Source organism: Amycolatopsis halotolerans (genome assembly GCF_042647905.1).
GTDB lineage: Bacteria > Actinomycetota > Actinomycetes > Mycobacteriales > Pseudonocardiaceae > Amycolatopsis > Amycolatopsis halotolerans.
Window position 1 is genome coordinate 37412 of sequence record NZ_JBHRWI010000012.1, and the last position, 21201, is coordinate 58612.

The 21201-nt window shown below is 67.6% G+C and carries 22 protein-coding genes, 2 tRNA genes and 1 pseudogene; 6 read left to right on the plus strand and 19 right to left on the minus strand.

Annotated elements, in window-relative coordinates:
* Positions 1-650 precede the first annotated feature (650 nt).
* Positions 651-1706 carry a S1C family serine protease gene (locus ACFORO_RS08280; RefSeq protein ID WP_377868261.1) on the plus strand — a complete coding sequence of 352 codons (1056 nt, stop codon included), beginning with the start codon at positions 651-653 and terminating at the stop codon, positions 1704-1706.
* A gap of 117 nt (positions 1707-1823) precedes the next feature.
* Here ACFORO_RS08280 and ACFORO_RS08285 read toward each other — a convergent pair whose 3' ends face one another.
* Positions 1824-2210, minus strand: a complete 387-nt coding sequence (locus ACFORO_RS08285) for a DUF3224 domain-containing protein (RefSeq protein ID WP_377868260.1) — start codon at positions 2208-2210, stop codon at positions 1824-1826.
* Between the two features lie 73 nt (positions 2211-2283).
* On the minus strand, positions 2284-3822 hold the full coding sequence (locus tag ACFORO_RS08290; RefSeq protein ID WP_377868259.1) for a helicase HerA-like domain-containing protein: 1539 nt from the start codon (positions 3820-3822) through the stop codon (positions 2284-2286).
* A gap of 118 nt (positions 3823-3940) precedes the next feature.
* On the opposite strand from ACFORO_RS08290, the gene orn reads away from it, so the two are divergent.
* The 3 genes from orn (at position 3941) to ACFORO_RS08305 (ending at position 5053) form a co-directional block, all read left to right on the plus strand.
* Positions 3941-4549 (plus strand): oligoribonuclease, encoded by a 609-nt coding sequence (orn, locus tag ACFORO_RS08295; RefSeq protein WP_377868258.1) that lies wholly within the window; start codon positions 3941-3943, stop codon positions 4547-4549.
* Between the two features lie 75 nt (positions 4550-4624).
* Positions 4625-4697, plus strand: a tRNA-His gene (locus ACFORO_RS08300).
* 283 nt (positions 4698-4980) lie between these two features.
* A tRNA-Lys gene (locus ACFORO_RS08305) sits at positions 4981-5053 on the plus strand.
* 203 nt (positions 5054-5256) lie between these two features.
* On the opposite strand, the pseudogene ACFORO_RS08310 reads toward ACFORO_RS08305, so the two are convergent.
* From ACFORO_RS08310 to ACFORO_RS08390, 17 genes and pseudogenes are all read right to left on the minus strand, one after another.
* Positions 5257-6675: pseudogene (locus ACFORO_RS08310) on the minus strand (tyrosine-type recombinase/integrase); the annotation flags it as partial.
* Between the two features lie 50 nt (positions 6676-6725).
* A complete protein-coding gene (locus tag ACFORO_RS08315) occupies positions 6726-6950 on the minus strand; it encodes a helix-turn-helix domain-containing protein (protein ID WP_377868257.1) in 225 nt (74 codons plus the stop codon).
* Entirely contained in the window at positions 6947-7681 is a 735-nt protein-coding gene (locus ACFORO_RS08320; RefSeq protein WP_377868256.1) for a DNA-methyltransferase, read from the minus strand. Before ACFORO_RS08320 ends, ACFORO_RS08315 begins: the two co-directional genes overlap by 4 nt.
* 92 nt (positions 7682-7773) lie before the next feature.
* The gene (locus ACFORO_RS08325; RefSeq protein ID WP_377868255.1) at positions 7774-8328 is read right to left on the minus strand and encodes a hypothetical protein; all 555 of its coding nucleotides are present in this window, start codon (positions 8326-8328) and stop codon (positions 7774-7776) included.
* Between the two features lie 118 nt (positions 8329-8446).
* Positions 8447-11011, minus strand: a complete 2565-nt coding sequence (locus ACFORO_RS08330) for a LysM peptidoglycan-binding domain-containing protein (RefSeq protein WP_377868254.1) — start codon at positions 11009-11011, stop codon at positions 8447-8449.
* A gap of 17 nt (positions 11012-11028) precedes the next feature.
* Positions 11029-11433 (minus strand): pilus assembly protein TadG-related protein, encoded by a 405-nt coding sequence (locus ACFORO_RS08335; protein WP_377868253.1) that lies wholly within the window; start codon positions 11431-11433, stop codon positions 11029-11031.
* Complete coding sequence (locus ACFORO_RS08340; RefSeq protein ID WP_377868252.1) at positions 11430-11867, minus strand: hypothetical protein; 438 nt, start codon at positions 11865-11867, stop codon at positions 11430-11432. Before ACFORO_RS08340 ends, ACFORO_RS08335 begins: the two co-directional genes overlap by 4 nt.
* Complete coding sequence (locus tag ACFORO_RS08345; protein WP_377868251.1) at positions 11864-12253, minus strand: hypothetical protein; 390 nt, start codon at positions 12251-12253, stop codon at positions 11864-11866. Before ACFORO_RS08345 ends, ACFORO_RS08340 begins: the two co-directional genes overlap by 4 nt.
* Before the next feature lies 1 nt (position 12254).
* Positions 12255-12461 carry a hypothetical protein gene (locus tag ACFORO_RS08350; protein WP_134662621.1) on the minus strand — a complete coding sequence of 69 codons (207 nt, stop codon included), beginning with the start codon at positions 12459-12461 and terminating at the stop codon, positions 12255-12257.
* Positions 12462-12475: 14 nt separating this feature from the next.
* Positions 12476-13303: a type II secretion system F family protein gene (locus ACFORO_RS08355; protein ID WP_377868250.1), complete on the minus strand. Its 828-nt coding sequence runs from the start codon at positions 13301-13303 to the stop codon at positions 12476-12478.
* Positions 13300-14139, minus strand: a complete 840-nt coding sequence (locus ACFORO_RS08360; protein ID WP_377868249.1) for a type II secretion system F family protein — start codon at positions 14137-14139, stop codon at positions 13300-13302. The genes ACFORO_RS08355 and ACFORO_RS08360 overlap by 4 nt, the downstream gene beginning before the upstream one ends.
* Positions 14136-15506: a CpaF family protein gene (locus ACFORO_RS08365; RefSeq protein WP_377868248.1), complete on the minus strand. Its 1371-nt coding sequence runs from the start codon at positions 15504-15506 to the stop codon at positions 14136-14138. The genes ACFORO_RS08360 and ACFORO_RS08365 overlap by 4 nt, the downstream gene beginning before the upstream one ends.
* On the minus strand, positions 15496-16392 hold the full coding sequence (locus tag ACFORO_RS08370; RefSeq protein WP_377868247.1) for a hypothetical protein: 897 nt from the start codon (positions 16390-16392) through the stop codon (positions 15496-15498). The genes ACFORO_RS08365 and ACFORO_RS08370 overlap by 11 nt, the downstream gene beginning before the upstream one ends.
* Before the next feature lies 1 nt (position 16393).
* The gene (locus ACFORO_RS08375; RefSeq protein ID WP_377868246.1) at positions 16394-17038 is read right to left on the minus strand and encodes a flagellar biosynthesis protein FlgA; all 645 of its coding nucleotides are present in this window, start codon (positions 17036-17038) and stop codon (positions 16394-16396) included.
* A 1-nt stretch (position 17039) separates the two neighbouring features.
* Positions 17040-17654 carry a hypothetical protein gene (locus tag ACFORO_RS08380; RefSeq protein ID WP_377868244.1) on the minus strand — a complete coding sequence of 205 codons (615 nt, stop codon included), beginning with the start codon at positions 17652-17654 and terminating at the stop codon, positions 17040-17042.
* A 254-nt stretch (positions 17655-17908) separates the two neighbouring features.
* Entirely contained in the window at positions 17909-18481 is a 573-nt protein-coding gene (locus ACFORO_RS08385; protein ID WP_377868243.1) for a hypothetical protein, read from the minus strand.
* A gap of 65 nt (positions 18482-18546) precedes the next feature.
* Positions 18547-18873 carry a DUF6355 family natural product biosynthesis protein gene (locus tag ACFORO_RS08390; RefSeq protein ID WP_377868242.1) on the minus strand — a complete coding sequence of 109 codons (327 nt, stop codon included), beginning with the start codon at positions 18871-18873 and terminating at the stop codon, positions 18547-18549.
* A gap of 378 nt (positions 18874-19251) precedes the next feature.
* Here ACFORO_RS08390 and ACFORO_RS08395 point away from each other — a divergent pair, with 378 nt between their 5' ends.
* Both ACFORO_RS08395 and ACFORO_RS08400 read left to right on the plus strand, forming a co-directional pair.
* Positions 19252-19632 (plus strand): winged helix-turn-helix transcriptional regulator, encoded by a 381-nt coding sequence (locus tag ACFORO_RS08395; RefSeq protein ID WP_377868241.1) that lies wholly within the window; start codon positions 19252-19254, stop codon positions 19630-19632.
* 335 nt (positions 19633-19967) lie between these two features.
* Entirely contained in the window at positions 19968-21083 is a 1116-nt protein-coding gene (locus tag ACFORO_RS08400) for a pentapeptide repeat-containing protein (protein WP_377868240.1), read from the plus strand.
* Positions 21084-21201 lie beyond the last annotated feature (118 nt).

Below are 21201 nucleotides of genomic sequence, written 5' to 3' on the forward strand. Positions count from 1 at the left end.
TTGCGCGCTGGTTTGGCTGGAGGTTCGCGCAGGTTGGTCTGACGCCGTGGCGGTAGCGGGGACCGAGCGATTGCGGGATCTTGTCGGCGCACGGCACGGCACGGCACGGCACGGCACGGCACGGCACGGCACGGCACGGCACGGCACGGCACGGCACGGCACGGCACGGGCGACGATGCACCGCTGCCTGAGAACGGCTGAGAATTCTCAGCTTATTCTTCTCAGGAAAGCCTGAGGGTTTTCCACAGGCTGCTCATAAGCACGGGCGCGAGTCTGGGTTCATGACCGAGAACGAGAGCCGGCCCGGCCCCGCTACACCCGGTGGGCGCCAGCCGCACCAGAGCAGTGAGCAGTACGGCCAGTACCGGGCCGGGTCGAGTCCGTTCGGCGGCAACGCGGAGATGTCGCACGTCGGCCCGCAAGTTCCGGCGGTGCCGCAGTCGCAGCAGAGCGCGCGGCAAAGGCCGTCGGCGGTCGATGGCGCGCAGCCAGCGGTGGCGGGACCCGCACAGCAACCGGCACCGGGTGACGCGCAGACGCCCGGCGGTGTCCCGGCGAGTCGGCCGAGTGGTGCCCAACCGGTCGGGCCGTACAGCGCCCAGCAACCCAGAGCGGTCGGACTGAGCGCTGCTCAGCAATCCCAGCCGGTCATGCCGAGCACTGCCCAGCAACGCCAGTCAGCCGGGCTGAGCGCTGCCCAGCAATCTCAGCCGAACACCGCACGCCAAACGCAATCGGACACTGCTCAACAGTCCGAGCCGAACACCGCTCCCCTGCCGAACCAGCACGCCGCACAGCACCAACCCGGCACCCCGCACTACGGGCCGATGCCACAGCCCGCGCAACCGCCCGCGGCGCTGGCCGGTCCGCGGAAGCGGCCTGGCCGCATGGCTGTCCTCGTCGGGGCCACTGCGCTGGCCGCAGCGCTCCTCGGCGGTGGTGCGGGCGCGGCGATCGTCGGGCTGAGCGGCGGTTCCAGCGGCTCCTCGACCACTGCGTCGTCCTCCGCTACCGGGCAGACCATCAGCAACACCACCGGCTCCGGGGACGTCAGCACCGTCGCCGCGAAAGTCGTGCCCAGTGTTGTTCAGGTGAACGTCACGACTGGGCAAGGCACGGCGATCGGGTCGGGCGTCATTCTCACCGCTGACGGCCGCATCCTCACTAACGCGCACGTCGTGCAGGGGGCGCAGACCGTCACGATCAGCACGTCGGACGGTAAGAAGTACCAGGCCAAGGTCGTCGGCTCGGACACCAAGAGCGACATCGCGGTGCTGCAGGCACAAGGTGCGAGCGGGCTCACCGCCGCGACGCTCGGCGATTCGGGCAAGCTCGCCGTCGGGCAGCAGGTCATCGCGATCGGGTCGCCGGGCGGGCTGCAGAACACCGTCACCACCGGCATCGTCAGCGCGCTCAACCGGCCGCTGTCCGACGTCGGAGGCGGGACCGGCGGCGATCAGCAGAACTCGCCCTTCGGCAGGCAGACCTCGAACGTCACGTCCGGCCCCAGCTACACCGCGATCCAAACCGACGCCTCGATCAACCAGGGCAACTCCGGCGGCGCGCTCGTCGACAGCCAGGGCCGGGTCATCGGAATCAACTCCGCGCTCTACAGCCCGAACTCCTCGGCCGGCAGCGTCGGGATCGGGTTCGCCATCCCGATCAACGACGCCAACAAGATCGTCGACCAGATCGGGAACGGCTGACCGGGAACCCCGGAGGCGGACCGCGGTCGGGGCGGCCCGCCTTCGCTCCTCACTCGGGACGGTGAGGAAACCTGGCCGCTCTCTCCGGGGATTCGGGACCTGGAGAGAGCGGCTTCTTCACGCGCCCGGCAGCTCGTAGACCAGCGTGAACGTGTGCTTGCCCGCCTCGTCGACCGCGATGTCGGCCGACCCGGAGATACCTGCCAGCTCGCCCGTGCCAGAGCCGGGAAGCAGGACCAGCGACAATCCCTCGTCCCCGGCCGTGTGCCGGAGAACGAAGCCGCCCTTCCGTCCGTCGACGGAGCCGGTAAAGCGCTCGAAAGCGACGTACGCGCGCGAGGTCTCGTTCGACGCCGTCAGCATCTCGACCCGGCTGGTCCCCTCGACCGCCCCGGTGAACGTCTTCTCGATCAGCACCTGCGCGAACGCCGTGCCACCGGCCTCGTCCTGCGCCCGCGGCTCCCATTTGTCCAGTTCGAACGCGGCGACGGCGGTACTGGTCATGCTGCTGCTCCTCTGCCGGAAACTCGATCAGGCACAGTCAACCGCGGATACCTGCCATCTCCTGTCAGGTATCTCAACGCCGCCGGTTGCCGAACAGCCCGCGCGAGAACTCCCGCCCGAGCGAACTCGCCGCCGAGCGCATGAACGACTTCACCGCCGGGTTGCTCAACACCTGCGAGATCATCCCCGGCTCCTCCTTCTCCGGCTTCGGAGCAACTCGCGCCTCAGGTTCGGCAGCGGGCGCGGAAGGCTCGGCAGGCGTGGCCTTCGCCGTCAACTTCTCGTACGCCGACTCCCGGTCGATCGTCTCCCCGTACTTGGCGTTCAGCTCCGACGACGTGACCGCCGCGCGGATCGCGTCCGCCCCGATCGACCCCATCTTCGACCGCGGCGCACGCAGCCGCGTCCACGCGACCGGCGTCGGCGCCCCTCGCTCGGACAGCACGGTGACGATCGCCTCGCCGATCCCCAGCGACGTCAACGCCGTCTCGAGGTCGTAGTGCTGCGACTTCGGATACGTCTTCACCGTGCGCGCCAACGCCTTCTGGTCATCCGGCGTGAACGCGCGCAACGCGTGCTGCACCCGCGCGCCGAGCTGGGACAGCACGTTGTTCGGGATGTCGGTCGACAGCTGCGTGCAGAAGAACACGCCGACGCCCTTCGACCGGATGAGCTTCACCGTCTGCTCGATCCGCTCCAGGAACGCCTTCGACGCACCGGAGAACAGCAGATGCGCCTCGTCGAAGAAGAACACCAACTTCGGCTGGTCGAGGTCGCCTTCCTCGGGCAGCTCCTCGAACAGCTCGGCCAGCAGCCACATCAGGAACGTCGAGAACAGCGCCGGTTTGGACTGCAGATTGTCCAGCTCCAGCAAGGTGATGACGCCCATGCCGTCCTGCTGGCGCATCAGGTCGTGGACGTCCAGCTCGGGCTCGCCGAAGAACTCCTCGCCGCCCTGAGCCTCCAGATTGGACAGTGCCCGCAGGATGACGCCCGCCGTCGCCGCGGACACCCCGCCGATGCCCTTGAGGTCTTCCTTGCCCTCGTCGCTGGTCAGATGCGTGATGACCGACCGCAGATCCTTGGTGTCCAGCAAGGCGAGACCGCGCTGATCGGCCCAGTGGAAGATCAGGCCGAGCGTCGATTCCTGCGTCTCGTTCAGCCCCAGCACCTTCGACAGCAGCACCGGCCCGAAGCTGGTGATCGTCGCGCGCACCGGGATCCCGGTGCCACTGGTGCCGAGCGACAGGAACTGCACCGGACCGCCCGCCGGCGCCCAGTCGTCGCCCAGTTCCGCGGACCGTTTCGCGGTGCGGTCGCTCGCCTCGCCGGGCGCGGACAGCCCGGACAGGTCGCCCTTGACGTCGGCGAGCACCACCGGAACCCCGGCCGCGGACAGCTGCTCGGAGATCAACTGAAGCGTCTTGGTCTTGCCGGTGCCGGTCGCGCCCGCGACCAGGCCGTGCCGGTTCAGCGTCGCCAGCGGCAACCGGACCGCGGCCGACGCTTCCGTCTTCCCGTCGATCACCACCGCGCCCAGCTCGACGGCCGCCCCGTCGCTGACATATCCCTGCGCGATCTCCGCAGCTGGTCCCGACGCTTGCTCGGCCACTGGCCGCACCCCGTTCCGAGTCCGAAATCACACCTCGTTGCACTGGCTGACCGAGCGTAACGCGCCGGAAGCGCAGGTGACGCCGCTGATATCCCCGTGTCGGGTTAGGGTGGTGCGGGTGAACGACCATCTTGTCTGGATCGACTGCGAGATGACGGGGCTCGACCTCGGCAAGGACGCGTTGATCGAAATAGCCGCGCTGGTGACCGACGCCGACCTGAACGTGCTGGGCGAGGGCGTCGACATCGTCATCCACGCCGACGACGCCAAGCTCGACGGCATGCCGCAGGTCGTCCACGACATGCACGCCAAGTCCGGCCTCACCGAAGAGGTCCGCGCCTCGACGACCACGCTGGCCGAGGCCGAGCAGCGCGTGCTGGAGTACATCCGCGAATGGGTGCCCGACCCGGCCAGCGCGCCGCTCGCCGGCAACTCGATCGCGACCGACCGCGGTTTCATCGCCCGCGACATGCCCGCGCTCGACAGCCACCTGCACTACCGGATGGTCGACGTGTCGTCGGTCAAGGAGCTCGTGCGCCGCTGGTACCCGCGGATCTACTACGCCAAGCCGGAGAAAGGCCTGGCCCACCGCGCGCTCGCGGACATCAGGGAGTCCGTCGGCGAACTCGAGTACTACCGCGCGATCGCCTTCGTCCCCCAGCCCGGCCCGACGAGCGACGAGGCCAAAGCCGCCGCCGCTGAAGTGCTGGAACGCCACCGAGGGTGACCCCCTGAAAAGCGCTCGCGGGCACCCGCTAGGATTGCTTCCAGCAAGGCGATCGCGAGATCTTTTTGCCAGATGGTGGCTATAGCTCAGCTGGTAGAGCACCTGGTTGTGGTCCAGGAGGTCGCGGGTTCGAGCCCCGTTAGCCACCCTTGCACCCCGGCTTCACCGAGATCTTTTCCGGAGAAGCCGGGGTTTTGTCATTTCCGGGGTTACGGTGGCAGTGCGGGTGTCGCGCAGGTCACTGCGACTTCTCCCCTGGTCCAGCTGCCGACGCACTGGCCCTCGCTCGCCTGGTTCAAGGTGGGTCACTGCCGCTGACCAGGGCGGTTGCCCCCGCGAGCCGAAAAGAGGACCCCCCTGGAACGGGGCCTGAACGCCCTGCTAATCTTTTCCACGTCGCCGAGGGAAACCACAGCGGCGGGAAGTACCAAGCGCCATTAGCTCAATTGGCAGAGCAGCTGGCTCTTAACCAGCGGGTTCGGGGTTCGAGTCCCTGATGGCGCACCCTCAGTCCCCAGGTTCGAGAAGTATTCGACCTGGGGATTTGTGCTATCTGAGCAAGAGTCTTCCGACTGCTGTCTGTCCATTGTGGTCTCCTGCGAGCCCGAGGGGAGCCCGAGCGCGCGGACCGGGTGCAGCGCCGTCTTCCGCGGGATGGCTCCGGCGAGTTTCCGGGCGGCGTCGGCGGCGACTTCCTGAGCGACGTTGGTGTAGAGGTCCATCGTCACCTTGATCGAGGAGTGGCGGAGCATGTGCTGGATCACCTTCATGTCCACCCCCGCCCCCAACGCCAGCGTCGCAGCGCCGTGCCGCAGCCCGTGCAACGTAATCGGCGGAAGACCGGCTTCCCGAATCAGGCGAGCGAACTCATCCGCGACGTCCGCGGGATGCAGCGGACTGCCGTCAGGGCAGGTGAAGAGCAAGTCGCTCTCGACCCAGTCGCTGCCGAGCCTCGCTTTCGCCTCGTCCTGACTGACCAGGTGCGCCCGCAGCACCAGCACCGTGTCCGGGTCCAGCGCGATAACGCCCTCCGACGACGGGGTCTTGGGCTTGCTCTGCCCCGTTTCCCACCCGTACTGGACGATCTGGTTCGCCACCTCCAGGCTCGCCGCGTCCAGGAAGGTGTCCGAACGGCGCTGCCCGCACGACTCGCCCCGCCGCAGGCCGGTGTAGGCAATCAGGTGGAACAACGGGTACAGCGGATGATTGACTGCCGAATCGAGGAACTCCCCTGTCTGTTCCCCGGTCCACACCATCACCGGATACGGGACCTCTCCGGTCTCCCGCCACAGCGCGACGCGTTCCGGAGTCCACAGCTTCGGCCGCGGCCGCACCGCCGGAGGCAACTCCACCAGCTTCGCCACATTCACCAGCAACAGCCCCTCGTTCACCGCAGGACTCAGGATCGCCCGCAATGACTCCCTGATCCGGTGCAGCGACGACGGCCCGACCGGCCGCTGCCACTTCACCGCGGCGATCTTGCGCGGGTCGCCGCTGGCGCGGTACTCCGCGATCACCTCGTTGTGGTCCACGATCGCCTCGAACATCGCGTCCAGATGCCCCACCCGCAGCCGGTCCCGGCGGATCCTCCCCAGATGCGGCCGAAGATAGAGTCGCACGTGCGACTCGTAAGAGCGGTACATGTTCCGGCTCACCGTGCGCTTCTTCAACACCAGGAACGCATCGAACACCTCGTCCATGAACGGATGCTCCAGCGCTGGTGCGGCCGCCCGCACCAGCCGCCGCACCGGCTCCACCTCCGGCAACGGCTGCTTCTGCGCAATCACAGCTGCGACGAGATCGCCGATCTTGCGCAGCGTCTCCTCGTCGTCCTCCTCCGCGATCGCGAGCAAGTCCCGGACACGACCGAGACCAGTCTCGGCATCCGTCGCGCTCTCGTAACCGCCGCGACGACGCGGACGCCGGTTGCCCGCAGCATCAGGCGGAAGCTCGATACGGAAGAACCACTGCCCATGCCGCCTGTTCCGCAGCTTCGGGCACTCGCCGCCCAACGACTTCCCCTTAGCGTCCCGGCACGAACAACGCCGGAACACCGATCCCTTCGCAACAGGCACGTGGACCCCTCTCGTCTTGGCCATCACCCACCAGGGCGGTTTCTCGGACATCGATACTCGCGCTGCGACCCGCACTCGGGGAAGCCCGAGCAGAAGCGAGATCACCGCATCAGGTGATCGACGCCCAGCAGCCGCAGCAACCCCGCCGTCGGAACTCGATACACGCCGCCCACCCGCAGAACAGGGCAAGGGAACGAGCCAGAGCGAGCCAGCGCATAGGCGGTCGTCCGCCGGATCCGCAGCACCCGCGCGGCCGTCATCAAATCCACCACCGCCGGCAAGGCCGCGGCTTCAGCCAATGTCATCCCCGGCACGTCGACAGTCATGGCTGTTCCTCATCGAGGCCGAGTCGGCGCAACGCCACCCGATGACTGTCGGGATCGAGGTCAATGCCGATGAAACGGCACCGGTGCTCTCGGGCAGCGAGACCCGTGGTCCCGCTGCCCGAGAACGGGTCCAGCACCGTCCCTCCGGGCCGGCACCCCAACCGCACGCACCGGCGGGCGATCTCTACTGTCCCGACGGCCGGATGCCCCACTCCGCTGCGGCCGGCCGGGACCGTCCACAGGTCCTGTCCCGCCCAGGTCTCGACGCCGGTCTCGCCATGGTCTCGACGGTCTCGGGTCAACGCGAAGATCGTCTCGTACCGATGGGAGAACCGGTCTCGGACGCTTTCCGGGCGCGCGTTCGGCTTGTGCCAGACGATCTCCCGCCGTACCACCCAGCCGCGATCCTGCAACGCATGCCCGACCCGCCACGGAACCCCGACCAGATCCTTCGCTCGACGCCGCGCCTGCGGCGGACGATGCCGGCCGTACGGCGACCGAGACCGTGTGGCTGCGGTACGCGCCGCCGAGCCGGCGGCGACATAGTTGCCCCAGGAACCGCCGTAGCTGTCCCCCAAGTTGAGCCACACCGAGCCAGACGATGCCAGCACGACCGCCAATTCGTCGAACACGCCCGCAAGCCGCTCGACATATTCGCTCACCGTGGCCTCGGCGCCGATCTGCCCGGCGATCCGATAGTCCCGCAAACCCCAGTACGGCGGCGATGTCACCACACAGTCCACCGACCCGGCTGGCAGACACCGCAATGCCACAACCGCGTCCTCGCAGTAAAGAGCTACTTGCCCGTCGTCGTGAACCAACATCACGCGGCCGCCCTTGCCTGTGGCACGCGGACAAGCCTGCGCCTCCAGCGATCTGCGGCCGCCCTTGCTTCCGGCCCGTCCGTCAAATCCAAGACGACCCCGCCTTCCGGGCATGCCGCAAGCACAACCCGGTCCGCGAACGCGGCTCGTCCTGCCAGCAGAACATCACCGCGGCTCGGACCCAGCGCTGAGCGAGCTGCCGACAGATCGAAGTAATAGCGTGCTTGTTTCACGCAGAACAGCACAGTTTCGCACTTACCGTCCTCGATGCTGACGACGACGGCGTTGCGAAGAAGCCAGCCGTCATTCTGGAGCACGAACGCGACCCGCCACGGCAGCCCGCCAAGACCGCCCGAGGTGCGGCTGTCATCGACGGTGAGCCACGCCGATCCCTCGGGTTTCAAGAGCCGATCCAGTTCTCCTGCAAGGGCTCGCACCTGACGCACGTGCGCTGAAGAAGCGGGTAACCGAACAAGACAGCAGTCTACCGAAGCATCGGGAATAGCCGAGAGTCCCGCACTCAATATTCTTGGGATTTGTTTGTTATTGTTCATTCCCGCCTCCGCGTCTGCTGGTAAATCAGACACGGACAATCCGACATAATCTGATACCCTGCGATGACGGCGACAGCAAACCGAACCTGCACCGGTATCGACTGCAATAGGCAGTTCGCTAACGGTGTCCGCCCAAAACCGTGCGCAGCAGCTCTGTCGTGTCTGTTTCCAACGGCACGCCGAGTTCCTCAGCGCTCTCCTTCAACCTTCCGGCTACTGCGCTCACCGCTGAGCGGTTCCCGCTGGCGTGCTCGATTTGAAGCAGATCCCGGATCAGGATTTCGCTTGCGGGTTCAGCGCGAAGTCCCCGTGCGGCTGCTCGGCGCGCCAGGGGGAGGTCACCGGTGTCGCGGTATGCGGTCACGAGTGCGTGGGCGATCTCGACGATCTGGTCGATCATGTCGCGTTGGTGCCAGGAACCCCATTCGTAGCGGCCTCGCGGAACATTGCTCAGAGGCATGCCCTCGACCAGATCAAGCGCTTCTTGCAATCGGTCGAGCCGATTATCTCCGGTTGCGGTCTTGACGAGGTGCTGGAATCGGAACCAGTCGCAGAGCACGGTGTCGGCGAGGCGATAACCGCCGTTCTTGGCATCCACATTCGGCAGATACAGCGCGCCGTCGGGGTCGTGGCCGAGCCAAGTGCGCAGGCGAGAGATGTAGCCCTGCCTGGTGGCGGCCGACCATGACTGGGTGGCAGTGCCCAACTGCTGCGAGATCTCGTCTGCGTGGGCACCCGGGTTGAGGGCCAGGAAAGCGGCCAGTTCGGTGAGGCGGTTGACTTTCTTGCCTTCGACCCGGCTGTAGTCGACGCCGCGCAGCGAGACCGGGCCGAGAAGCCGCAGCTCCGGGACTGCTGGTTCGGTGCCGGTCTCGGCAGGTGTCTCGGGCTGGTCTCGCTCGTCCCGCGGGGGGCGGTGGACAGTCTCGGCTGGAGCGGGGCTGGCGGTCTCGGCGGCGTCTCGTGTCTCGTCCTGTTGGAGGCGCTGCAGTGCGACGCGAACGTCGAGTTGCTCCACCGGGGTCGGGTGCTGGCGGAGGTCGAGTTCCCATGCGCCCGGAATGTGCGTGTCCGGGCCGGTGCCTGCGACGACGGCGACGATGTCGGCCGCGGCGTCGCTGGTGGCGAGACGGTCGGCGTCGTCCTGCGCAAGTGGACTCGGCACGAGCACGACGTGCGGGTGCCGCTCGGCGGAGTCGGCCAGATGATCGAGGAGGGCGTCGACGGTCTGATGGTGTTCGATGCCGTCTGTGTCGTCGAGGATGTGTCCGGCACCGACGAGGTCGGCGGTGACGTCGTGCGCCCAGGGCGAGCTGGCGATCTCGAGGGCTATGGCAGAGGCGACCTCCGCAACATCCTCCGGGCCTCCGTCGAGGAGGAGCGCACCGACGTGGTCGAGGCCCAGCAGGATCAGGTTGCCGTCCAGGTCGTGGCCGAGGCCGGTCAGGAACGGGTATGGAGCGTCTCCATCCGTGTGCCCTGGTGGGACTGGATCGGCCAATTGCCATTCTGTGCTGGTCGCGGTGGCGGTGAACGGCGCGATCGGTTCTGCGGGTTCGTCCAGAAGGACGATCGTGTCCTTGCTGCCGAGCCGGACCATCCGGATTCCCGGCAGCTTGCTCCCCTCGCTCTCGGCGTGATGGGCGAGCTGGCGCAAAGCGCGGTCCAGTCTGTCGATCGGGCCCGTCTCCGCTCCGCCCGAGTCGTGCTTGCGGGCTGCGCGGAGCCGGCGGATACCGACTGCGCTCACGACAGCTGCCGACGCCAGTCCCACAGCTCCCGCGATGACGAGCGGGGTGTTGACAGCCGAGCCGGATGGCGGGGCTGCCTGTGCGCCGCTCTCCTGCTTCGCGGCGGGCTCCGGGAGCGGGCTGGTCACCGGAGGAGGCGGTGCCGAGGGCTCCGGTTGCGGTGGCCGCGGTGCGGGGACGGCGGGCGGCGCAGTCGGCAATTGCAGGGTGTCGCCCGCTCGGATGAAGTCCGGATTGTGCACGTTCTTGTTGAGCCGCAGGATTTCTTGGTATCGGTCCGCGTTGCCGAGCCGCTCACGAGCGATCGACGTCAGGGTTTCGCCTCGCTGCACGCGGTATCCGTCGGCCGACGTCTTCGCAGGGAGGTCGAGGTACCAGCCCGGTTTGATCAATGCGACGTCGCGGAGGGCTTCCCCGTCCGGTTGGCGGCGAGCATGGTTGAGGGCGTAGATCTCGGTGTAGCGGCGTTCGTCGCCGAGTTGTGCGGCGGCGATGCGCATCAGGCTGTCCCCAGGGCGCACGACGTAGGCAGTCGTGCGCGACTGGGACGTGGGAGCGGCGGGTGGTTCCGCTGCGGTGGCGACGGTAGCGGTCCCGATCATCAGCAGGAGGATCCCGGCGGCGATCTTCCTCGCCCAGTCGAGGCCTGCGAGTCGGCGTACCGGGAGTCCGCGAAGGCAGCCGGTTGCTTCGACCAGCACTGCGGTAGTGAGCTGAAGCCAGGCGACGACGCCGGCGAATGCAAGCAGGGTGAGGAAAACTTGGCCGCTGTCGTGTGTGACAAGTGCGGCCAGCGCGTCAGCAAAGGTGTGCACATGGTTCGGGAGCAGGACGTCGCGGAAGGTCCAGAAGGCGGTCGGCGGCCCGGCGAGAATCGCGGCCAAGGCGAGCAGCCCGCCCAGGAACCGGACGATACTGGTGACGGGACGCATGATCGGCTCCTTCATGCTCAACCGGCGGAAATCAGGTCCGCCGCGCCGTTGCCGTGGACGGTCAACGCAGAAATCCCGACAACGCCGAGGAAAACGGTGTGGACGGAGTCGGTCGTATCCACGGCGACGCGGTTGGCCTGGACCTGGACGGTCCCGGACATCCCGACCGCCGCGAGATAGCGTTTCGCTGCGGCAACGGCCTCTTCCGGGGCAACATGCGCGGTTCGTCCGTCGGCGAGCGCGTGCGGGTCGAGGGCTTGACCCCCGGCACGGGCGGCTTCTTCAGCAACTGCGGTAGCCCGTGAGGCGGCGAGTGCTTTGCGGGAGCCGTCGACGGCGAGGCCGATGGCGATGATCAGGGCGAGGCTGAGTCCGAGGACCAGCACGGAAATGGAGCCGCGTTCGTCGCGGAACAGGTTCATCGGCGGACTCCGTAGCGGTCGATCGGAGAGCGGAAAGTTGCCTCGACCGGCCTGGTCCCGGTCAGGCCGGGGAGGAGGTCGGCGAGCGGGACGTCGCAGCGGATGTGCGCGGTGACGGTGCCGTCGGTCCCTGCGGGCAGTGAGAACTCGCTGGCGTCGACGCCGACGACCAGCCGGGTGCAGGTGAGGGACTGCTCCTCGAGCGTGGCGCCGGCCTGTTTCTCAGCGACGGACGCGGCTGCCCGGCCGTCGTGCGCCAGCGACGCTTGCCGGGCGGCCGCTCGCGCCGCAGCGTCCACGGCGGACTGGGTGGTCTCGACGCGCATGCCCAGCAAACCGAGCCCGAATAGCGCGATCAGGGCCGACGTCCCGATGACGGCTTCGATGTTCATGTCGCCTCGCTCGGCGCGCAGTTCGGCGAGTCGGGTGGTCATGGCTGGATCCGCTCGATCGGCGCGGCGGCCGTCTGGCTGATCCGCACGGTCAGGAACGGCACGAAGGACGCGACCTCGGCTGTGACGGTGACCCGCACGACGTCGCCGTCCGAATAGCCGCTTACGTCTGCGTGGGACAGCCAGGTGCCAGTGGCGTTGCGGGCGTACGCTGCGGCTTGCTGAGCGGCCCCGGTCACGTCGACGGGCGGGATGCGGGCTCGGTCGGCGCCGTCCCGCGCGGCTTCCAGCGCGATGGTCCGGCCGAGGAAGACCGCAACGAGCTGAAACACCGTCAGCGCGGCAACCATCAGCGTGCTGATGATCAGGGCCGCACTAATCGTGTCGTCGCCCCGCTCCCCTGTTCGTAGTTCTGCGACGCGATTCATGTCAGTGTCCGCCGATGAGGGGGATCTTGCCGTTGACGTAGGCAGTGATCGCGCCGGCGATGAGCGTGGCAATGCCCACGGCGAGGGCGGCGTACAGCGCCTTGGTGATGTTCTCGTCGCCGCGTTCGCTGTCGCGGCGGAACTCCTGCAGCCGGGCGGAAAGCAGCTCGTGTGCGAACAACCAAAAGGTCAAAACGAAGCGGGGCATGACGGATTCCTTCCTTAGGTGGTGAGCATGGTGGCGACACCGGGGAACGCGAGAAAGACGACGAACGCGAGGCCTAGCAGAGCGAGCGGGAGATCCATCCGGTCGGAACGCACCGCCGCACCGGTTTTGCGTTCGGCCGACAGTTGCTGCTCAATGGAGTCGGCCTTGGCGCGCAGCGAGGTGACGATGCTCGCGCCGTCGTGACCGGCGCTGGCGACGACGTGGGTCAGGTCGCCAAGTTCGCGGACGCCGGTCGCGGCACCGAGTCGTTGGAGGCCGTCCCAGGGCATGTCGCCGAGCAGGGCGGCCTCGTCCATTGCGTCGCGGATGCGGCGGAACGTCCAGCCGTCGCCCAAGCTTGCGGGGTACCGGAGTGCCTCGACCGGGCCCCGGTCGCCGGCCCTGCCGAGCGCGACGAGGCGGCAGTAGCACGCCAGCGCACCGCGCAGTTCGGTCCGTGCGCGGGCGACCTTCGATTTGAGGTTCACTGCCGGGAGCATCCAGCCGATCACAGCCGTGGCCAGCGACAGCACGCCGGTGAGGGCTACTGGCGGGGCCACTTCGCCGAACGCGAGAACGATGGCGAGCAGCGGAACCCAGAGTGCGCCGATCGCTGCGAACACGATCCGTTGCAGCATAAAGGATTCCGGTGCCCGCTGTACCACCTCCAGATCTGCGAGCGGTGCGGTGAGAAAGGCGAAGCGCGCCGGTCCGCGTGCAGGGGTGGAGTCGCCGACGATGTCCGCCAACTGTGGCCGCGTCCGGACGAATGCCGCGGCCACGGCGGTGACGCCGGTCGCGAAACCGGCGGACAGGAGGATCAGCAGCGAGAGGGTGGTCATTGCCGTGCTCCCGTGCGGAGGAACCGTGGGGGTTTCGGTTCGACGCCGAGCCGACGCAGCCACACGACTGCCGCGCCTACTAGCCCCAGGACGGCGGCAAGCACTGCTTGGCCGCCGACGGTGTTGTAGGCGCTGGTGTAGGTCGATCCGTTGAGAAGGACGAAGCCGAGGAACATCAGGGCCCAGATGCCGAGGAGGATGCGGGCGGTCGAGCGTCGTCGGGCGCGGTCGACCTCGGCGGCACGGCGCGCGCCGACTTCCTCAAAGACCTGGCGTGCCAGCGCGGTGAGGAGTTCGGCCGCGCCTGCACCGTAGTGGTGTGCCACGCACAGTCCTGCGGCGGCGATGTCGCCGACCCGGTCGTCGAGATCATCGGCGAACTCCAGCAGCGCCGGACGGAACTCCCAGATCCGCAACCGCTGAGCGAGAGTGCGCACCTCGGAGGCGATCTCCGGCGGTGCTTCACGGACGGAAGCTTGAATCGCGCTGGTCAGGCCGATGTGGCCGGGGCCGAGCAGGTCGGCGAGGCGGCGGAGCCAGGTCTCGATCGCTTCCAGGCGAGCGATGCGCGCTGCTGACACGCGACCGGCAGAAGCAAGCCAGGGCAGGAAGATCACGGCTGCGGCACCGCCGACGCCGACGACCGGCCATCCGGAGACCAGCCACAGCACTCCCCCGATGGCGGCCGCGACCAGGTGGCGTCGCGTGAACCGCAGGCGGCGCAGGTGAGGTTGCCACGCGGCGCGGTCTGTGGTCGTTCCGAGGAAACCGGCCAGCACTGCGGTCAGACCGGCGGCGAATCCGAGACCGGTGAGTGCAACGAGCAGTTCGCTCATGAGGCCCGCCCCTCGGCCGGGAGGGTCCAGTCACCGTCGCCGTTGGTGGTGAGCCAGTTCCGGTCGAATCCGCAGGCTTCGAGATCGGCGATGTCGGTCGGGAGGTTCCCGGTCGGGATGGCGCGAAACGCTCCGGTCGGGCGGCGAAACAGGTGGGTGCGCGCCGGGTGTCCGTGCTCTCCCGGCTCGACCGCGACGATCTCCGACACCGACCGGGCAAGCGCGCCGTCGCGAGCGGTGAGATCGACGTGGACGATCAGGTCCACCGACTGCGCGACCATGTCGCGCGCGAACTCGGGTGTCCACGCGGAATTCGCGTCCAGGCACAGCAACGCCATCCGCTGGATCGCCTGATCCGCGCTGCGAGCGTGCACAGTGGACAGTGATCCGGCACCGCCGGAGGACAGCGCGTTGAGCATCGGGACGATCTCTTTGCCGCGGACCTCGCCCACGACGATCCGGGCGGTGTGCATGCGTAGGGCCTGCCACACAAGCTGCATCAGGCTGACGCCACCGGCCGGGCGGCCGTTCTCGACGTGTTCGGCGTTTCCTTGTTGTTCTTCGAAAGCCACCACCGCGGGGAATCGGTCGCGGTGCCGGTGCAGGCCGAGTTCGAACTCGGTCTCCAACGTCGCGAACCGTTCGGTCGGCGGAATCTCCCAGCACAGGCCGCGCAGCAGCGTCGTCTTGCCGGCCTTCTGTCGTCCGCTGATCACGATGTTCTTCTCCGCACGGACCGCGGCGCGCAGCAACGCCAACTGGGCAGTGGAGATCATTCCGCGGTCGCGCAGCGCCTCCAGGTCGGCTGCGCCGAGCCGGTGGCGGCGGATCGAGACGTGCGGCCGGTCGGTGACGCTAATGGTCGCGGCGAGGCGTTCGCCGCCGGGAAGTTCCATGTTCAGCAGCGGATGTGTCGCGTTGATCGCGTGCTCGGTCCGGCCGTGGCGTGCGGCGATCCGTTGCAGCCAGCGGATCAGCGCGTCGTCGGTGGGCGCGATCCGCGGTCCGCGCATGACGCGGCCGTCGCTGTAGGACAGCCACGCGGCGTCGTTGCCGATCACGTCGATGTTCTCGATCGCGTCGTCCGCGAGCAAGGGTTCGAGACGGCCCAGACCGAACATCTCCGCCATGACGGCCTGCCGGATCGCCCAATCCTGGTCCTGGTCCGGAAGCGGCCTGCCGCGAGCCACCCACTCTTTTCCGACGTCGGTCAGCACTGCGTCGAGCAGATTCCCGGCGATCGCTCGTTCGTCGGCGGGAGCATGGCTTCCTTGCCGCAATGCGTTCTGGACGCGCGGAGCCAAGCGTTCCTGTACCAGATCGACCAGCTCGTCGGCGCCCTCGAACATCTCCGCTTCACCCGGCATTGTCTGGCTCCCCACCGTGATTCGGCCGTGGCACCGGCATCGGCCTCGCCTCAGGCACCGGAGCCATGCGCACCGACGGAGGGCCGGGGCGGGGCGGGAACCGGACGACGTTGGCGGAGCGCAACAGGGCTTTCCGGGTCGAGGCTCGCCTCCCGAGTTCCTGTGCGACCGCGCGACTCGACGACACCAGCGAGGAGGAAGCGAATCGCCGCGGCGGGCAGAACTGGTCGGCGAACTGCGCGGCCGCGGGAGGATCTTTGGCCAGCACCCCTGCCACCGGCACCCCGTGCGCCGCGAACACTTTGGCGACTTCGGCAGGCGGGAAGCCCTGGGACGCTGCGGGGACAACCACGGCGACGAGACTGCCGTCGCCGGACGCGGTGAGTCCGGCTTCGCGCTGGACGAGTTCGAACGAGCGGACAGCGCGGGCCAGCGAATGACGATCGTTTCGGAGAACGAGCACGACGAGGTCCGAGGCGGCCATGACCGCGCGCGGTGCGCCGTGCGCCCGGATACGACCGCAATCGACCAGGACATCAACCGTCTTGAGCTCGCGAAACAATCCCGCGAGCGAGGTCCAGGGCACCGCGTCGGACTCCAGCGGGCTGCGGCATCCCGGCAGCAGATGGTGGCGGCCGGTTCCGTCTGGCAAAGTGACCAGCTGCGCCGACATGGCGTGGTGCAGCGGGGTTTTCCGGGCGGCCACCGTCAATTCGAGGAGCCCGCGACGGCCGAGAGCGCCATCCGGGTCGAACACCTCCAGTGCGTGCCCGCCGGTCGGATCTGCCTCGACGGCGACGGCATCGTGCGGCCACGACCAGGTGAGGGCCAGCACCGCCGTGGTGACGCCGGGGCTGGCGGCCAGCGAGAAGAAGGAGATCAGCATGTTATCCAGCTCCCATCGGAAGCATGATCAGCACCACTGCCCCGGCGGCGGCTTTGGCCGCAAGGCGAGGCCCGTCTGCGGCGGGCACGACGACGTCGACCACGCGGATTCCGCTGGCGTCGGGCGTACCGACCCGCAGGACGCTCGCGCGGACCGGCTGCCAGCTGTCGGCCTCGGCTGATACCAGCAGGACCGGTGACCGAGTGGTCGGTGTGCCAGCTGGCATCTGCCCGGCCTTGAACGGAACGCCGACGAGCTGCTGCCCGACAACAGGAAGCAACGGGCCTTCGACTTGGGTCCGCGTCACCAGGTTTCCGACGACGAGGTCCGAGGTAGCGAGTTTGCCGACGATTTCCGCCCGGTCGTCCCATGGAATCGGATCGAGCCCAGCGGTCGGATGGACCTCGACCTCTCGCAAGGCAGCCTCGGTCACCGCCTCGCCGAAGCGGACCGGCGCGGCGACCCCGACTGCCGCGATCGTTTCGCTGGTCGATCGGAAGACTGCGACGGTTCCGACGGCGCACACCGCCGAGATAACCACGCCGACAAGGATCAGCAGCTTCGACCGGTGCCGCCGCGGCGGGTGCAGAGGCGTCGGAGCCGGCGGTGCCGGACGGTCCGAGGCCGGGACGGACTTGACAGTCATCTCAGCCTCCCCGGACGTGGGTGTTGAGGGTGCGGATCTCCCGGACTGCCAGCTGTGCTCGGGACGTGAGGTCCATCGAGTCGGTCGCGCCCTGTCCTGCCCCGGACCAGCGGATCCGCCAGTGCCCGGTCGCTGCGATAGAGAACCCCGGCGAGGACGATTGCGAGTAGACGTGTCCGCAGGTCGGAGACGGTCGGCCAGCTTGGTCCTCAGTGAACGGAGTGCCCGGGCCAGCGCAGGTGACTACCGCGCCGTCGCCCATCGCCCACGTGACCGACTCGAGTGCGGCGGTCACGGTCACCGAGATCCCGCCGGCGGCTGCCGTCTTCGAGATCGGACCGGTCGTCGCCGGGCGACGGGCCGTCCACATCCAGACCGGGAAGCCGACGGTCGCGCCGTGCGGCGAATCCCCCGGCGGCGCGAGCCGGATATCAGGAGCCTCGATCCCCAGTTCAGCGATCGCCTGCTGGGCCAGTTCCGCAGGCGAAACCTGCGGAGCAGCGGCAGGCTGGCCGTTGGGGGCGAACACGACCCGCGGCCAGGGCAGGGCCGCACCGTCGCCTTGGCACATCTGGAACTTCAGCGCCCCCTCCTGCGGGTCGTGCCCGCCCCACATCGGATCACCCGGAGGCGGCTGCTGAGCCCACGGTCGCTCGACACACGTGAACTTCGGCCGCGGTGCTTGCACTCCTGTGCCGGGCGATTGAGGGCTCGGTGCGGGCGCAGGACCGCCTGGACGACCAGGATCGGTCGCGGCGACCCAGCAGCGGCCGCGTGTGCCGGTAGATGTACACCCTCCCGCCTGCCCGTCCGCCGGTGTCGGAAGGAGGATCAGCAGCAGAATCACGCCGATGGCGGCGTCAGCGCGGCTCAGCATGGCTGGTCCACATGCGGTCGCACGATCTGCACCAGCCACCGGTACGGCGCCGGATACCGGACCACCTCGGCTTCGAGCCGGTAACGGCGAGGCTGCTGGGGATTGTCGAGGTATTTGCCCGCCTCCCCCACCCGGTCGCTGACCAGGTGTTCCTCGGAGGCATCCAGGCAGTCGTCGATCACGACACGAGCCGGCTCGGCCACGCTGACCGAGCGCACTGAGGGAGCTCGGCGATACTGCCCGGCCGAATGAGCAGGCACCGAAGCCAAGTTGGCCAGCTCGTCAACGAACGACGTGAGGGCGGGGTCTGCCATGAGCCGCGTCAGCGCTGGACGCCAGTCCTGGGACCGAGGCGCTGCTTCCGCTTGCTCGCTCAGTTCCCAGTACTGGCGGTAGACCGCCAACGCCTTCGGCGCGATCTCGTGTTCCGGGGTGGGGATCCAGGGAGACGACGGTGCGGCGGCTGATGATGGTGCCGAAGGCGGCGGCGGTGCCGCGTTGGAGCATCCGGCGAGCACGATGCTCACGACCATCAGTCCGACGGTCGGATACCTGAGCTGAGTCATCAGGGTCTCCATGGGACAGGCGGTGTGGCGAGCCCGATCGGCCTGCCACACCGCGGCGGACAAGGTCAGGCCGGGCCGTAGTAGCCGGGTTGGCATCCGACGCCGCCGTTCCACCAGGCGTCGATCACCCGCCAATGGACCACCGGCTGCACGTTTGTAATGCCTGGTCCGACGCAGTAGTGGAAGAGATTCCGGAAAATGTCCTGCACGTCGAGCATCACGGTCGAACCCGATCCGCCGTCGCAGTGCCGGTACATCCCGGGATCGATGTAGCCGCACGGCATGCGACCGCTCACTGGGGCGGCCGACGCCTCCGTTGCGACGCCCGCGCCTAGCGCGAGCACCGTCAGCCCCATCACGGCGACACGTCTGATCGTTCCGGAAATGGACACAGTTCCTCCCCAAATAAAAATGAAAATGCTTCACAACCGAATGGTGGAAGCGAGGTGATCGGGCCGCTGATGTTTCAGGCGACGAGGATTCCGAGGTCGATCACAATGCCTCCGCTCAGGTGGTGAGGCGACCGGCCCCGTGCGTTCTCACCGCGTTCGGGACCGGCCGCTTCCTCTTCCGTTCCCCAACGCCGGATGCTGGGGCACGTCCTGGTTTAGCGCGGCGAATCCGACTGAGGGCAAGGTGAGTCGACCGCTGAGTCTCGGCTCACCCGACGATTCTTCACCCGTTCGGCCGAAGGTGTCGGCAAAACGGAACAGGTAATGGAGCGAAGGCCAAGTTGATCGTGGTACTCACTGTGAGTGGATGTCCATGAGGTGCCGGACCGGCAGAGCGTGCACGAGGTGCTGGAGCTCCTGAAGGGGCAATGGACCGTGGCCGTCCTCGCCAGCCTTGCCCTGGGCGAGCGTCAGTTCAACGACTTGCTCGCCGACGTCAACCTCATCGAGGAGCACATCGGCTGGACGTCGCATCCGCGCCCGCTCACGGCGCGGGTCCTGACGGACACGCTTCGCCGCCTCCAGGGACACCAACTCGTCGATCGGCGCTCGAACGGCAACCAGTTCTCCGCAGTCTGGTACCGCCTGACCCATGACGGACGCTCTTTGCTCCGGGCTCTTCGACCGCTCGCGAACTGGGCGCGGCAGCACCGGAGGAACTCGGAATCAACCACAGGCAGGGCCAGCTCAGAACCGTGACCATGCGGCAGGTCAGTAGGCCCAGGTAAGCGCCTGAACGGCCCCTGTGTCGGATTCGCGCCGGATGGGGCTCAGTTAAGGGCGTAACCGGCGAAATGGCTGGTCGACGGCCAGGCGATGGGGCGACCGCACCGCGCCCCTGCTGTCACGAGAGGATCGGACGGCATAGTTGTCTGCAGCGTGCGTTGCACCGAGTTGCGGCGCGCTGCACCAGGAGGGGCAGTTCTTTGGATCGCAGGGATACAGATGCTCCAGCCAGTGCCGCGCGACGAGTCCCGTTGACGCGCTGGACTGTGCCGCTTGTCGCAGTACTCGCCGTCCTGGGTGGCGTAGCCGTGCTGATCGCTCTGTGGCGCTGGATCGACGATCGGGCCCTCAATGACGTGGATAAGAGGACCTTGGCGCAGATCGAGGCAGTCAAAGTTGCCTCCGGGGTCATAGTCGGAGGAGGCGGCCTCTTCGCGCTGTACTTGGCGGCGCGACGGCAGCGCACCCAGGAATTGGAACTGCAGGTTCGCCAGATCGAGCTCGCCCAACGTGATCGCGTGCAAGTCCACGCAGAGAAAGTCGCCGAGGACACTCGCCAAGATGCGGTCGAACGTCGAGTCACCGAGCTCTATACCAAAGCAGCCGACCAGCTCGGCTCAGACAAGGCCCCGGTTCGACTGGCGGGATTATACGCGCTTGAGCGGCTGGGTCAGGGCAACCCCGGCCACCGCCAGACCGTAACAAACGTTGTCTGCGCGTACCTGCGGATGCCGTATACACCACCTGACGAACAAGCTGACCTCAACGAACCCACAGAGCGTCAACAACGAGAGGAGCTGCAGGTACGCACCACAGCACAACGCATACTTGCAGACCATCTGCGCGACGAGCCGCTCGCCGACCGCGCCCAACCGCCGAGTTCACCAAACACTTTCTGGGCAGGCATCGATCTGGACCTGACCGGAGCACACCTCCTTGACTTCGCCCTGGCCGAAGCCCGGCTGGTCTCCATCAATCTGAATGACGCAACCCTCGCAGGTGAGACGGTCTTCAGCGGAACAACGTGCGAGCTGGCGTTCATGCAGCACACAAACTTCAAGGGTCTTGCGGATTTCCGCGGCACCGAGTTCACAAACTCGGCGTGGTTCACGTCCTCGGTCTTCGCAGACGACGTCAGGTTCGACGGCGATCAGTTCTACCGTCCGGCGAAGTTCGGCCGACACGTCTCATTCCGGGCAAGTGCCTTCCACAGGAAGGCATGTTTCGAGGGCGCAGCATTCTCCGGCAGCGCCGATTTCCGAGAAGTCAACTGGCTCGGCGGAGCCGCATCAGTCGAGCTTAAGAGCACGGTCATTGAGAACCCCGAAACGACCAGTCCGGAAGCCGACGCGGCGGCCAGCGCCTGGCCCGACGGATGGCACCTCGCAATCGCCAGTAACCATGTCACCCTTGAGCGGACCTGAGTTTGCGCGCCGCATCGGACGTGAGGCTCGACGCATCCGTCGCAGCGCGCATTCGGTCACACCGCTCCCGGCGATCACCCGTGAAGTACCGCGCTCCGCTTCCGTACTGCTGTTGGTG